The organism is Dokdonia sp. Asnod2-E02 (genome assembly GCF_045063915.1).
GTDB lineage: Bacteria > Bacteroidota > Bacteroidia > Flavobacteriales > Flavobacteriaceae > Dokdonia.
Genome location: NZ_JBEFNX010000005.1, coordinates 2,847,205 through 2,860,173, shown reverse-complemented (window position 1 = coordinate 2,860,173; position 12,969 = coordinate 2,847,205). Strand labels below are relative to the sequence as shown.

Here is a 12,969-nt window from a genome sequence, read left to right as displayed (position 1 = left end):
TCTCTATAGATAAGTAATAGATAAATCGGCGACTTACATAGTACGTTCAGTTAGTTGCTTTATTACGCTTTCGCGAAAGCGTCAACTTTCTCAAATACTCGTATATTTAGAAAATCAATTAAAAAACAATCAACAGAGCCACTCCATTAATCCCGATAGCTATCGGGAGCCGTACTTGCTTTATGTAGTGGTCTGTTGTACACCATTTAAGGAAACCGATGAAATACTTTACAATATTTGCTTTCTTATTAATATTTACGAGCTGTGAAGCCCAAAAAAAGGAACTTCTTCTTCATCAAAAATTAATATCCGATTTATCAAAAACACGAATTTATCCGAGATTAACAGAAGCCAAAAATGGACAAATTGAATGGAAAGAAGATTTCAAATATTTAGATAGCATTGAAATTTATAGAATCACTTATTTAAGCGATGGTTTGAAAATAAATGGGTTTATGGTTAAGCCGAAGAAAAAAGGAAAATATCCTTGTGTAATATATAATCGTGGTGGAAATAGGAATTTTGGCTCACTTAAAATTGCTCACGGAGCAATTACACTTGGTCAAATTGCAAAAGAAGGTTATGTTGTAATTGCAAGTCAATATCGTGGAAATGGAGGAAGCGAAGGACAAGAGGAATTTGGAGGAAAAGATGTTAATGATGTAACAATTCTAACGGAAGTCCTGAAAGAAATAGAGGATGCTGACACGAGTAAAATTGGAATGTATGGTTGGAGTCGCGGCGGAATGATGACTTATATAGCTTTAACTAAATCTGACAAGATAAAAGCAGTCGCAGTAGGTGGGGCAGTTTCTGATAATTTTAGTTCTATTAAAGAGCGACCTGAAATGGAAACTGGTGTTTTATCAGAACTTATTCCAAATTATGCCGACAATAAATATGCGGAATTAGAAAAAAGGTCCGCAATAAAATGGGCTGACAAATTTCCAAAAGATGTTCCAATTTTAATGTTACACGGAAATTCTGATTGGCGAGTAAAACCAGAACAAAGTCTAAATCTTGCTTTGAAATTTCAAAGAAACAGAATTCCATACAGACTTATAATGTTTGAAGGTGGCGACCACGGAATTTCTGAACATAAAAATGAAGTTAACAAGCAAGTTTTGAATTGGTTTGATAAATATTTAAAGAACGATGAACAATTGCCGAATATGGAATATCACGGACGATAAAATCGGTTTTAGAGCGATTGTAAGACCTTCAATCAAGGTTTTACCCCTATTTTAATCTATAATTTTCATCGTGGCGTCTTCCTGATTTTACGCTTTCGCGAAAGCGTCAACTTTCTCAAATACTCGTATATTTAGAAAATCAATTAAAAAACAATCAACACAAGCACTCCATTAATCCCGATAGCTATCGGGAGCCGTACTTGCTTTATGTAGTGGTCTGTAACAAGTAATTATGAAAAAATACATCTGTATATTAATGGTAGTTATCGCCTGGAGTTGTTCAACTTCAAAGGATGTGATTATAGAACCAAAGTATTCTGATTTTAAAATAGTGAATACACCAGTCGTAGTTGAAAACGATACAATTTATGTAAACGAACTCCGATTTTACAAAATAGAATCAGCTACAGATGCAAAGAAACTAATGCGTCAGAATTATGGTAAATGGAGCGAAAAGTTAAGTGGATTACATCAACAAAATATTGAAAGAATTGTTTGGCAGGATGTAAAGCTCATAGACGGAAATGATAAAACCTTTACTGTTTTAACTGACGGAACTGAAACAATGTATGATTATTTTACTTGCTTAATAGTTTTTGATTCTGAAGAGAAGGATTGCTTTAAAGATGGACACCCTTATAAAGAGGAATTAATTAATTTATTTACCGACAAAATGGATAAAATTAAATAGGCCCTCTTTGTGTCAATAATTTAGAAGAATCAATTAAAAATCAAAACCAATAATCCCGATAGCTATCGGGAGCCGCACTCGCTTTATGTAGTGGCCTGTTGTATGTAATACGAATACAAGATGAATGAATTCAAGAAAAGAAATAAATTACTCGCAATTTACCAAATTGCTGGTGGCTTTATCGGAATTGTTTTTATGTCATATACACTGATAATGATTGAAAATTTACAAAGTCGTGAATTACTTGTTTCTACAGTTCCATTGATACTTTTTGTGTTCTCTATTTATTCCGGGAACTTACTAATCGGCAAACATTATTCTAAGGGATTAGCCTACTCGAAAGTCAATCAATTGATTCAAATTCTGGGTTTTAAAATAAGCGGTTTAATGTATGTTTTTGGGTCAGGGTTAATTATGTGTGTTCAGTTCGATCTTACTGATGATTTTATTACTGGTTTCATTTTCTGGACTTCCTATTTTGAAATAGGCCAATTGGCTGATAGGAGTCAGTTTATGATAAGTTTCAATATTATTGCCATATTCTTGTTATTTCAAGTGGGTAAACTCAGAAAACAATATGAGTCTTTAAAGGATCGATTAATTTAATTAACTACACACAACAAAGAACTGAGTTGAAAACAAAAAAACAGGCACTCCTGCAATCCCGATAGCCATCGGGAGCCACACTCGCTTTATGTAGTGGACTGTTAGCTGTAATAAGATAATCTTGGAAAAAGTAAATTATATAACATACATAAGAAAAGGCTTATCCAACTTCAAAAAAAGAAAAGTTTGTTTTAACGAACAAGGTGTAGAATTCGATGACACTGATTTTATAAAAAAACAAAATTCATTTATTAGATATAGTGATATAAAAGACTTCAAGTTTGGAATAGAATGGATTAAAGGTTATTACTTCGTCATTGGGCGCAAGTATATCTTAACAATAAGAGATTTAAATAACAACAAATTAAATATTAGTTTCAAGAGTTACTATGGATATAAAAAAATAGAATTATCGGAAAAATATAGTAACCTTTTAAACACAATTTGGAATAACTATGTTGACGATTTAGTTCTAAAACTAATTACAGATATAGAAAATGGAGAGGAAATTGAAATTGCAAAAACTAAAATAGATTCAAAAAGAATTTTATATTCTAAAAAAACTACTGAATGGAAAAAAATTAGCACTAAGGCTTATGATCATTATTACGTGATTTACTCCAAAAATAATGAGCACTATAATAAAGCATATTATTTCAAAGATGATTGGAATATTGGTGTTTTGTATAGCTTAATTGAGACTTATAAAAAGAAATACTACAGCTAACACAAGCTATAATTAATGCTGGAGCAAGTGCTAGCCGAAATGTGGGCTAATTTGTGTTGTCGCAAAAGCTTTTTTCTTATTTTTAACTACAAACTAAAAAACGCCAAAAACTTTTACTTGTGCTGGCTTGAAGTTCACTGAACTTCCGCGCCGCACTAACCATAGCCTGAACGTGGCGGCTGATTGCCCTAGGGCTCGCAGTTCACGATAAAATAAGCTACACAAAAGGCAGTTGCATACTTGGTTATTACCGCAATCGTATGGCTACGCATCAAAATAGGTTTTAGAGCTAGTCTTAATTAAATCCACTCTGCCATCTCACCCATAACCCCTACCAAATCCTTCCTACTCCAAAAAAGAAGCAACATCTTGAGATATAATTTTATTTAAAAAGTCCAAAAGATGTATTTTCACGTACTTTTGTAAACTGCGATGGGGTACATCGTCGTTTTTATATAAAATATCATTTAATTTTTCAGATTTATGAACGCTATTACAAAGGCTTTTGCTTTTATATTCCTCCTTTCTTTTACCGCTGTACAAGCACAAGATGCCTCAAAGAGCATTGATGATCAATTTACAGAGGTTATAGATGGTTCAAACAATTACCAGAAGTTTAAGGTGATTGAAAAAGTAAAAATGACCCGCCTACAGCAAAACACAAAAAAACGCATAGACGGCCTACAGGCAGAGATAGAAAATCTTAAGTCAGAAATGGCACAGCAGCAAGCGGCTGCAGCACAGGTAAGCACAGACCTTGCTCAAACGCAGGCTACACTAGAAACAACAGAAGGTGAGAAAGACTCAATGAACTTTTTTGGGGCTCAAATGAGTAAAGGCAACTACAACACGATGGTATGGAGTATTGCAGGTGTACTTCTACTTGCACTACTATTTTTTATATTCAAATTTAGAAGTAGTAACGTACTTACTAAAACGGCACAGCACAAACTAGATGAGACAGAGGCAGAGTTTGAAGATTACCGCCGTAAAGCCTTAGAGAAAGAGCAAAAACTAGGTCGCCAGCTACAAGATGAGCGCAACAGAGCGCTTAAATCTTCAAAAGGGTAAGCACTCGTTTTATTAATACTATAAAATCTGTACTTTAGGGTATAGATTTTTTTATGCATATACGCCAGGCTACACTTACAGATCTTGAGTTTATCATCCCGCTCTTTGATGGGTATAGACAGTTTTATAAACAACCATCAGATATAGAAGGGGCTCGCTCCTTCCTTAAAGAACGGTTTACACATAATGAGAGTACCATTTATGTCGCTCACACTGCAAGTAATCCGCAGGAGCTAGTAGGTTTCACGCAAGTGTACCCCCTATTTTCTTCGGTAAGTATGGAGCGTATGTTATTGCTCAATGATTTATATATTCATCCAGACCATAGAGGAAAAGGTATAGGTACCTTGCTTATAAATCGTGTTAAAGAGTTATGTACAGCCACTGGGCAGAAAGGTATTGTATTACAAACGGGTACTACAAACCCGGCACAAAAACTTTATGAGCGTCTAGGCTTTACAAAAGACCCCGATTTACATTACTTTTGGGCTCGCTAGCGCAAGACCCGCCTCGCATTACAATTGTATACTTATGAGAATAGATATTATTACCGTCGTACCAGAGTTATTAAAGAGTCCTTTTGAGGCCTCTATAATGCAACGCTCTATTGCAAAAGGTCTGGTAGAAGTACAGTTTCACAATTTGCGAGACTATACAGATACTAAGTATAAGCAGGTAGATGACTACCAGTTTGGCGGAGGTGCAGGTATGGTAATGCAAATTGAGCCTATAGATAAATGTATCTCTAAGCTCAAATCTGAGCGTGATTATGACGAGGTTATCTATATGACTCCAGATGGTGAGACGCTAGACCAAGGGATGGCAAACACGCTATCGCTCAAAGGCAACATTATCATACTATGTGGACACTACAAAGGTGTAGACCAGCGTGTGAGAGATCATTTTATTACCAAGGAAATCTCTATAGGAGACTACGTACTAAGCGGTGGCGAGCTAGGCGCTCTGATACTCTGTGATGCTGTGATACGTTTAATTCCTGGGGTGCTAGGTAATGAGACTTCGGCGCTTACAGATAGTTTTCAAGATGGATTACTCGCTCCACCTATCTACACACGCCCAGCAGATTATAAAGGCTGGAAAGTTCCTGAGATTCTCACCAGTGGCAATACTCCTAAGGTAGAAGAGTGGCGAGAAGAACAGGCATATATAAGAACAAAAGAAAGAAGACCAGACTTACTAGAGGAGTAATGAGTACGCTTTCGCGAAAGCGTAACAACCCACATTCTCAACACCTAGAAGTTTATAGCATTTTAAATTACATACCCAGCAAGGGAAGCATATGATTACAACAGACCACATAAAATCACTCCAAGAGCGCGTAGACGGCTTAAGGAGATATCTTTGACGTAGATCGTAAACGTATCGAGATACAAAACGAAGAAGAAAAAACCTTTGACCCAAATTTCTGGAACGACCCAAAAGAGGCTGAAGCCTTTATGAAAACCTTACGTTCTAAAAAGAAATGGGTAACAGATTATGAGGAGGCTCAAACCTTTGTAGAAGACCTAGAGGTGCTCTATGAATTTGCAAAAGAAGGCGAAGCTCCAGAAGAAAATGTACAAGCACGCTATGAGAAAGCGGCTAGTTTTATAGAAGATATCGAGTTTAGAAATATGCTCTCAGAAGAGGGTGATGAGCTAAGCTGTGTCTTACAGATTACCGCCGGAGCTGGTGGTACAGAGAGTTGCGACTGGGCATCTATGCTTATGCGTATGTACTTAATGTATGCAGAAAAACAAGGCTGGAAGGTAAAAGAGCTTAACTTTCAAGAAGGTGATGTAGCGGGTATAAAAACGGTATCGCTAGAGATAGAAGGTGAGTTTGCCTTTGGCTGGCTTAAAGGTGAAAACGGTGTACACAGACTGGTGCGCATCTCCCCTTTTGACAGTAATGCGAAGCGTCATACCTCATTTGCCTCGGTATATGTGTATCCACTTGTAGATGATAGTATTGAGATAGAACTCAATCCAGCAGACTATGATATTGTGACGGCAAGATCTTCTGGTGCTGGAGGGCAAAATGTAAACAAGGTTGAGACTAAGGTCCAACTTACCCACCACCCTACAGGTATACAAATCTCTTGTTCTGACTCGAGATCGCAACACGATAACCGAGCAAAAGCATTACAAATGCTACGTTCTCAATTATACGAGCTAGAACTACGCAAGCAAATGGAAGCCCGTAATGCGATAGAAGCAGATAAGAAGGCTATTGAGTGGGGATCACAAATACGCAATTACGTATTACATCCTTACAAACTTGTAAAAGACGTACGCACCGCTGTAGAGACGGGTAACACAGATGCTGTACTGGATGGTAATATAGACCTCTTCTTAAAAGGATACCTAATGATGATGGGGCAAGAAGAAGCGAGTGATGAGCTCTAAAGAATATGAAGTATATTTAAAAAAAGCCAATCTCACGATTGGCTTTTTTTTCTAATATATAGACTTATGATTTCTATATTTTTTCTTTTCTAAACAAAGCTAAGGTTAATAAGAACCCTACAATTACAAGCATACCTCCTACCCAAGGCGTCGCGGCAACCCCTAGGTCAGATTCCACTACCATTCCGCCTACATAAGCGCCTATGGCAATACCAACGTTAAAAGCTGCGATATTTAATGCTGAGGCTACATCTTCGGTTCCTGGCAAGTATTTTTCGGCCATTTTTACCACATATAATTGCAATGCAGGTACGTTTGAAAAAGCAAGTATTCCCATAAAAAATAAGGTTACTATGGCAAAAGTCTGACTTGAAGCCGTGAAGTACAATACAAACAACACAATGGCTTGTAATGCAAACATCACCAATAATGCTTTGCCTGGTTTATTGTTTGAAACTTTACCGCCTACAATGTTTCCTATAGCTATTGCAACCCCATAGATTAAAAGAAATATACTAGTCATATCTGAAGAGAAGCCGGTCACTTTTTCTAACAATGGTGTTAAGTAAGTAAATGTGACAAACGTACCTCCATAACCAAATGCAGTAATGGCAAGCACCAATAAAATAGACGGATTTTTAATCACTTTTAATTGGTCTACAAGTCTTAATGGAGCCGATTGTTTGATGTTTTTAGGAACCAAAACTAAACTTGCTATTGCTCCTATTAATCCTAATAGTGCAACACCAATAAATGTTGCTCTCCATCCAAAATTCTGACCGATGTAAGTACCCAAAGGCACACCAGTTACAATAGCTACAGTAAGACCAGCAAACATTATAGAAATGGCAGTTGCTCTTTTATCTTTTGGAACTAAACTAGCGGCAATGGTAGACCCAATTGAAAAGAATACACCGTGTGCAAAACCTGTCACGACTCTTGATAAGAGTAACAATTCAAAACTAGGTGAAATTGCTGCTAAACCATTACCAATGATGAAAAGCAACATAATTCCCATCAATAATTGTTTCCTTGGAATTTTACCAGTTAAAGCAGTTAATATGGGTGCACCAATGGCTACACCAATAGCATAAAGGCTTACTAATAATCCTGCTGATGTTAATGATGTACCTAGGTCGTTTGCAACTGTAGACAACAGACCTACAATTACAAATTCTGTTGTACCTATCGCAAAGGCACTTATGGTCAATGCCCATAGAGCAGCTGGTAGACTCTTCTTTTTAGTCACCGTTGTATGTTTATCTATCGTTGTTGTTTTCATAATAATTTGTTTTTAATTGTTGGATACAAAATTCTATGAAAACAAAGGGGTGTGCGAGGACATACCTCACAGTTTTAATGTGAGGTAGATCAATATAAAAATGTGATTTAGATCACTTTTAGCTATTAAAACGACTTAAAGTCTCTCTGGAAACGCCTAAATAGGAAGCTATTAATTTTTTAGGCACGCGCTGTATTAAAGCAGGTAGTTTAGTAACTAGGTATTGATACCTATCTTCTGCAGTCATTGTAAGTAATGACAATACTCTTTTTTGCAGGTTAATATAACCGTGATTTGATTTAACTCTAAAGAAATTGGCAACAGCTGGCACTGCAAGACAAATCTTCTCCCTATCTTCTAATGACAAGTAGAAAAATTCAGAATCTTCTAGACAATCTACAAATATAGTTCCTGGTTCTTGATGCTGAAAAGCACAGTGATCACTCACCCAGTATTTCTCCATTGCAAACTGGAGAATGTGCTCTTTACCTTTATCATCTATGTGATAGGCTTTCACAAGGCCATTAATAATCCAGTATTCAAAATTGACAGCCTGCCCTGCTTGAATTAAAAATTGATGCTTTTTTAATGTTTTAAAATGAAAGTGTGGCTCAATAAAATCCCATTCTTCATCTGTCAACGAGTATAACTCTTCAAAATGTTGTCTTAGTGAATGAAACTTGTTTTCCATAGTTCAAAATTACACTATTTACTAGAACCTTGATTAAAGATAAATACTCATTTGCCATAGATTAACACGCCTCCATCCCTGGGAAGGCAAGCATCTGCCCCATCCCTACTGTAAATAACCAGTTACCATATAAAGCGTGCTCTATAGATACCAGTGTGGTAGATCTTGTTTTCTTAAAGGTATAAGCAAATAATAATCCGCCTATAAAGGTGAGTACAATGACTAAGGTGTTGCGTAAAAATAAGTGCGCCATTGCAAATACAATCGCATTTACCACCATAAGCAATCGCTTGTCTTTAAAGAAACCATCATAACGGTTAAAGAAAAAAGTTCTGTAAATCACCTCTTGCGGCCATACAGATAAGAAGGTGTACACTAGCAATATCATCACCCATAATTTTGGGTTGCTCTGTGGTACACAAAACAAGCTAGAAGGCTGTAATATATACACGTAAATGGTAGTAACAATAGCTATAACAACAAGCTTCACAGCTGTCTCCTTAAAAAAAGACGGCCAGTTTATTGACCGCTCAACCTTAAACTTTACTGCCTTACTTCTATAAAGCATCACCAGTAAATATGTAAAACCTATTAAAACCGAAGCTCCTTTAATCTTAAAGTCATAGGGTAATAATAGACTTAATGGTAGTATTATGAATAATATAAAAAACTCTGTGAGTACATAATACTTGCCATTCATCATACCGTGATTGTTGTAGTGTTTTTTACCTCGCTTATCGTAAACGAGCTCTGTGTACTCCCTATATACTTAAGCGTAGTAAGCTTGGTTACCATAAAATTACGAAAATGCTCCATATCTCTTACCAGCACTTTGAGTAAATAATCATAGTCCCCACTTACGTGAAAACACTCTAGCACCTCATCTAGCGCAGTCACCTCTTTCTCAAAAGAGTCTATTGCATTTTGCGCGTGCTTCTCTAGCTTTACGTGGCAAAACACCTGAAAGCCTAGCCCTACAATATCCTTATTAAGAAGTGTAATATACTGTGCGATCACTCCAGAGCGCTCCATCTTTTTTACACGCTCATAAATAGCAGTTACAGAAAGATTAAGCTTTGCAGAAAGCTCTTTGTTTGTGATTTTGGCGTCCTGTTGTAGGTATCCTAAAATCTTTTTGTCTAGTTCATCAAGTTTCATCATAGAAAAATTATCAGTATTTGGGGTAAACTTATGCTTTCACGAAAGCTAAATTCTAATTATTTACAATAATACAGTTTAATTATCTATATATCCAACTCACTATTGATTAAATATCTACATATACATACATTTACGTTATAAATAACAAGTATTTACTTAAACTAATCTATTCAAACACTTAGCGCCTTATGAAATTTAAACCCGCAAACGAGATCCAAGATTTACAGTATTTTGGAGAATTTGGAGGAGTAAATCCTTCTATTTCAGATAGCTCAACCTACACTTTTTTATCGGCAAAAACAATGTTTGACACCTTTGAAGGTAATGCAGATGGTTGTTATTTATACTCAAGACACAGCACACCGTCTAATCTTTATCTAGGTGCAGCCCTAGCTGCAATGGAAGGAACAGAAACGGCAAACGTTGCTGCCAGTGGTATGGGTGCTATCACTCCTACCCTATTACAACTGTGCCAGGCTGGTGATCACGTAGTGTCAAGCCGTACCATTTATGGAGGAACATATGCCTTCTTAAAAAACTTTGCTCCTAGACTAAGCATCACGACGAGCTTTGTAGACATTACAAATCTGGAAGCAGTAGAAGCCGCTATTACAAAAGACACGAAGGTGCTCTACTGTGAATCTGTGAGCAACCCACTACTTGAGATTGCAGATATTGAAGGGCTCTCTGCCATTGCAAAAAGACATCACCTTAAACTAGTGGTAGATAATACATTCTCACCGCTCTCTATATCTCCTGTAAACCACGGTGCAGATGTGGTGATACACAGTCTTACTAAGTTTATAAACGGATCTTCAGACACCGTAGGTGGCGTGGTGTGCGGTACACAAGAGTTTATAGATGAGTTACGTAATGTAAATGATGGAGCAAGTATGCTACTAGGCCCTACTATGGATAGTCTGAGAGCAGCCTCTGTACTCAAGAACTTGCGCACCCTGCATATACGTATGATGCAACATAGTCACAATGCTATGTATCTCGCAGAGCGTTTTGAAAACCTAGGACTAAGAACGGTATACCCTGGACTCCCTTCTCACCCTAGTCACGAGGTGTTTAATAGACATATGAATGATAAGTACGGCTACGGCGGTATGCTTACAGTAGATGTAGGCTCACTAGATAAGGCAAATGCACTTATGGAGTTAATGCAAGAAAAGAACCTAGGTTATCTAGCGGTGAGTTTAGGTTTTTACAAAACCCTCTTTAGCGCCCCAGGAACCTCTACTTCATCAGAAATTCCAGAAGATGAGCAAGCAGCTATGGGACTTACAGATGGTCTTATAAGGTTCTCAATAGGCCTTGATGCAGATATAGAACGTACTTATGAAATGATGAAATCTTGTATGGAAGAGATAGGCGTTTTGGTTCCAAAAATGGCATAACACATTATCGCTAATAAAATCTTTGCGAGCTTATGGTAACCTACTGTAAGCTCGCATTGTTTTTTTATAACATAAGAAGTATTGCTCTATACAGTCTAACTAACTATAACAAAGAGTGATAGATTCTCACCTCTTTTAATCTAAGAGATGAGCGTGGAATGAGAGCTATGAGCTATTTGCTCTCACACCTTGCAAAATACAGGCTATTATTGTAACATTACCTATACAAAACACACACAATGAACAACAATCTAGAAGAGCAAAAAAACCATCATATTGTAGATAATCGTGAACTAAATTTGTGGGAGGCTCTTATCCCAGTTGTTATTTTAATGGGGCTTCTAGCGTATAATATTTTTCTTAAAGATGGTGAGTGGCTTGGTGAGTATTCTAATCAATACATCCTTCTTATGGGAGGAGCTGCAGCCGCAGTGGTAGGCTTTCTTAATAAATCTACACTAGGCACAATGCTCGCCGAAGTTTGGGAAAACCTCAAAAGTGTTTTTGTACCTATTGTCATATTATTTCTAGTAGGAGCTCTTGCCGGCAGCTGGCTTGTGAGCGGTATCATCCCTGCGATGGTATATTACGGCCTTCAGGTATTAAACCCTACTATCTTTTTACCAGCCTCAGTTATTATTGCTGCCATTATCTCCATTGCAACAGGAAGCTCTTGGACCACCTCTGCCACTGTAGGTATTGCTCTTATAGGTATAGGTCAAGCGCTGGGTATAGATGCAGGTATGATAGCCGGAGCGGTGATTTCTGGTGCATACTTTGGTGATAAAATGTCACCACTAAGTGATACGACTAACCTAGCTCCAGCGATGGCAGGTACAGATCTCTTTACGCATATAAAATATATGACCATTACCACAGTACCTACTATAGTAATCACACTATTGGTATTTATTATTATAAGCCTTAATATAGACACCACAGGTACGGCAGATGTCACAGAGTTACTAGGTGTAATAGATGACACCTTTAATATTACTCCTATGCTTTTTATCGTTCCAGGTGTGGTAATTGCATTAATCGTTACAAAGACAAAACCACTCATTGCACTAGGAATAGGTGTCGTGCTTGCAGCAGTGTTTGCATATATCTTTCAACCAGAAATACTAGAGGGATTATCTACATCAAAAATAAATGCCATAGCCACAGCTATCTGGACAGATACTGCTATAGAAACACCTAACGCTACACTTAACGAACTCTTTAGCGCGGGAGGTATACTTGGTATGCTATGGACGATATTACTTATATGTTGTGCGATGGTTTTTGGAGGAATTATGGATGGTATAGGTGCACTATCTAGAATTACAAAAGCGCTACTAAGTGTCGCAGACACGGTTTTTGGTCTTTTTGCAAGTACAGTGATTTCTTGTCTGGGTCTCAATGCTATTGCTTCAGATCAATATCTTGCGCTTGTCATCCCAGGTAAAATGTTTAAAAAAGCCTACGAAGACAAAGGACTTGCTCCAGAAAACTTATCTCGTACGCTAGAAGATTCTGGTACGGTAACCTCTGTTCTTATCCCTTGGAACACTTGTGGAGCATACCAGAGTAGTGTCCTTAATGTAGGCGTAGCAGAGTACTTTGTTTTTGCCATCTTTAACTGGCTCTCGCCATTTATGACACTCATTTTTGCAGGATTTAATATTAAGATCAGACAAATTAAGGATGCAAGAAAAGCATAAAGAGGATTTTTTTACGCTTTCGCGAAAGCGTAA

The 12,969-nt window shown here is 37.2% G+C and carries 14 protein-coding genes; 10 read left to right on the top strand and 4 right to left on the bottom strand.

All coding sequences use genetic code 11. The features are described 5' to 3' along the window. The first annotated feature begins 218 nt into the window (after window positions 1-218). The 8 genes from ACJJVM_RS13030 to prfB all read left to right on the top strand — a co-directional run bounded on the left by ACJJVM_RS13030 (window position 219) and on the right by prfB (window position 6,696). On the top strand, window positions 219-1,193 hold the full coding sequence (locus ACJJVM_RS13030; protein WP_405211914.1) for an alpha/beta hydrolase family protein: 975 nt from the start codon (window positions 219-221) through the stop codon (window positions 1,191-1,193). A 232-nt stretch (window positions 1,194-1,425) separates the two neighbouring features. Then, a complete protein-coding gene (locus ACJJVM_RS13025; RefSeq protein WP_405211913.1) occupies window positions 1,426-1,884 on the top strand; it encodes a hypothetical protein in 459 nt (152 codons plus the stop codon). A gap of 120 nt (window positions 1,885-2,004) precedes the next feature. Further along, window positions 2,005-2,490, top strand: coding sequence for a hypothetical protein (locus tag ACJJVM_RS13020; RefSeq protein WP_038597060.1), 486 nt, complete (start codon window positions 2,005-2,007; stop codon window positions 2,488-2,490). 121 nt (window positions 2,491-2,611) lie between these two features. Next, the gene (locus ACJJVM_RS13015; protein ID WP_405211912.1) at window positions 2,612-3,217 is read left to right on the top strand and encodes a hypothetical protein; all 606 of its coding nucleotides are present in this window, start codon (window positions 2,612-2,614) and stop codon (window positions 3,215-3,217) included. 483 nt (window positions 3,218-3,700) lie between these two features. Next, complete coding sequence (locus ACJJVM_RS13010; RefSeq protein ID WP_298348193.1) at window positions 3,701-4,288, top strand: hypothetical protein; 588 nt, start codon at window positions 3,701-3,703, stop codon at window positions 4,286-4,288. Window positions 4,289-4,341: 53 nt separating this feature from the next. Further along, window positions 4,342-4,785, top strand: coding sequence for a GNAT family N-acetyltransferase (locus tag ACJJVM_RS13005; protein WP_405211911.1), 444 nt, complete (start codon window positions 4,342-4,344; stop codon window positions 4,783-4,785). A 34-nt stretch (window positions 4,786-4,819) separates the two neighbouring features. Continuing rightward, window positions 4,820-5,497 carry a tRNA (guanosine(37)-N1)-methyltransferase TrmD gene (gene trmD, locus ACJJVM_RS13000; protein WP_021778625.1) on the top strand — a complete coding sequence of 226 codons (678 nt, stop codon included), beginning with the start codon at window positions 4,820-4,822 and terminating at the stop codon, window positions 5,495-5,497. A 91-nt stretch (window positions 5,498-5,588) separates the two neighbouring features. After that, a protein-coding gene (prfB, locus tag ACJJVM_RS12995) for a peptide chain release factor 2 (RefSeq protein WP_148305630.1) occupies window positions 5,589-6,696 on the top strand; the annotation gives its coding sequence in 2 pieces (ribosomal slippage) (window positions 5,589-5,651 and window positions 5,653-6,696; 1,107 coding nt in all). Window positions 6,697-6,769: 73 nt separating this feature from the next. On the opposite strand, the gene ACJJVM_RS12990 is transcribed toward prfB, so the two are convergent. The 4 genes from ACJJVM_RS12990 to ACJJVM_RS12975 all read right to left on the bottom strand — a co-directional run bounded on the left by ACJJVM_RS12990 (window position 6,770) and on the right by ACJJVM_RS12975 (window position 9,827). Next, window positions 6,770-7,978, bottom strand: coding sequence for an MFS transporter (locus tag ACJJVM_RS12990; RefSeq protein ID WP_298348184.1), 1,209 nt, complete (start codon window positions 7,976-7,978; stop codon window positions 6,770-6,772). Window positions 7,979-8,096: 118 nt separating this feature from the next. After that, window positions 8,097-8,669 (bottom strand): Crp/Fnr family transcriptional regulator, encoded by a 573-nt coding sequence (locus ACJJVM_RS12985; RefSeq protein WP_298348182.1) that lies wholly within the window; start codon window positions 8,667-8,669, stop codon window positions 8,097-8,099. A 61-nt stretch (window positions 8,670-8,730) separates the two neighbouring features. Continuing rightward, entirely contained in the window at window positions 8,731-9,372 is a 642-nt protein-coding gene (locus ACJJVM_RS12980; RefSeq protein WP_298348180.1) for a CPBP family intramembrane glutamic endopeptidase, read from the bottom strand. Continuing rightward, window positions 9,369-9,827 (bottom strand): Lrp/AsnC family transcriptional regulator, encoded by a 459-nt coding sequence (locus ACJJVM_RS12975; RefSeq protein WP_035325086.1) that lies wholly within the window; start codon window positions 9,825-9,827, stop codon window positions 9,369-9,371. Before ACJJVM_RS12975 ends, ACJJVM_RS12980 begins: the two co-directional genes overlap by 4 nt. A 191-nt stretch (window positions 9,828-10,018) precedes the next feature. On the opposite strand from ACJJVM_RS12975, the gene ACJJVM_RS12970 reads away from it, so the two are divergent. Beyond that, on the top strand, window positions 10,019-11,233 hold the full coding sequence (locus ACJJVM_RS12970) for an aminotransferase class I/II-fold pyridoxal phosphate-dependent enzyme (RefSeq protein WP_021778620.1): 1,215 nt from the start codon (window positions 10,019-10,021) through the stop codon (window positions 11,231-11,233). A 239-nt stretch (window positions 11,234-11,472) separates the two neighbouring features. Next, window positions 11,473-12,936 (top strand): Na+/H+ antiporter NhaC family protein, encoded by a 1,464-nt coding sequence (locus tag ACJJVM_RS12965; RefSeq protein ID WP_405211910.1) that lies wholly within the window; start codon window positions 11,473-11,475, stop codon window positions 12,934-12,936. Window positions 12,937-12,969: the final 33 nt, after the last annotated feature.

Bases quoted from the DNA above. Each gene is read 5' to 3' on its own strand.
- ACJJVM_RS13030 (WP_405211914.1), top strand. From the start codon at position 219: ATGAAATACTTTACAATATTTGCTTTCTTATTAATATTTACGAGCTGT.
- ACJJVM_RS13025 (WP_405211913.1), top strand. From the start codon at position 1,426: ATGAAAAAATACATCTGTATATTAATGGTAGTTATCGCCTGGAGTTGT.
- ACJJVM_RS13020 (WP_038597060.1), top strand. From the start codon at position 2,005: ATGAATGAATTCAAGAAAAGAAATAAATTACTCGCAATTTACCAAATT.
- ACJJVM_RS13010 (WP_298348193.1), top strand. From the start codon at position 3,701: ATGAACGCTATTACAAAGGCTTTTGCTTTTATATTCCTCCTTTCTTTT.
- ACJJVM_RS13005 (WP_405211911.1), top strand. From the start codon at position 4,342: ATGCATATACGCCAGGCTACACTTACAGATCTTGAGTTTATCATCCCG.
- trmD (WP_021778625.1), top strand. From the start codon at position 4,820: ATGAGAATAGATATTATTACCGTCGTACCAGAGTTATTAAAGAGTCCT.
- ACJJVM_RS12990 (WP_298348184.1), bottom strand. From the start codon at position 7,978: ATGAAAACAACAACGATAGATAAACATACAACGGTGACTAAAAAGAAG.
- ACJJVM_RS12985 (WP_298348182.1), bottom strand. From the start codon at position 8,669: ATGGAAAACAAGTTTCATTCACTAAGACAACATTTTGAAGAGTTATAC.
- ACJJVM_RS12980 (WP_298348180.1), bottom strand. From the start codon at position 9,372: ATGATGAATGGCAAGTATTATGTACTCACAGAGTTTTTTATATTATTC.
- ACJJVM_RS12975 (WP_035325086.1), bottom strand. From the start codon at position 9,827: ATGAAACTTGATGAACTAGACAAAAAGATTTTAGGATACCTACAACAG.
- ACJJVM_RS12970 (WP_021778620.1), top strand. From the start codon at position 10,019: ATGAAATTTAAACCCGCAAACGAGATCCAAGATTTACAGTATTTTGGA.
- ACJJVM_RS12965 (WP_405211910.1), top strand. From the start codon at position 11,473: ATGAACAACAATCTAGAAGAGCAAAAAAACCATCATATTGTAGATAAT.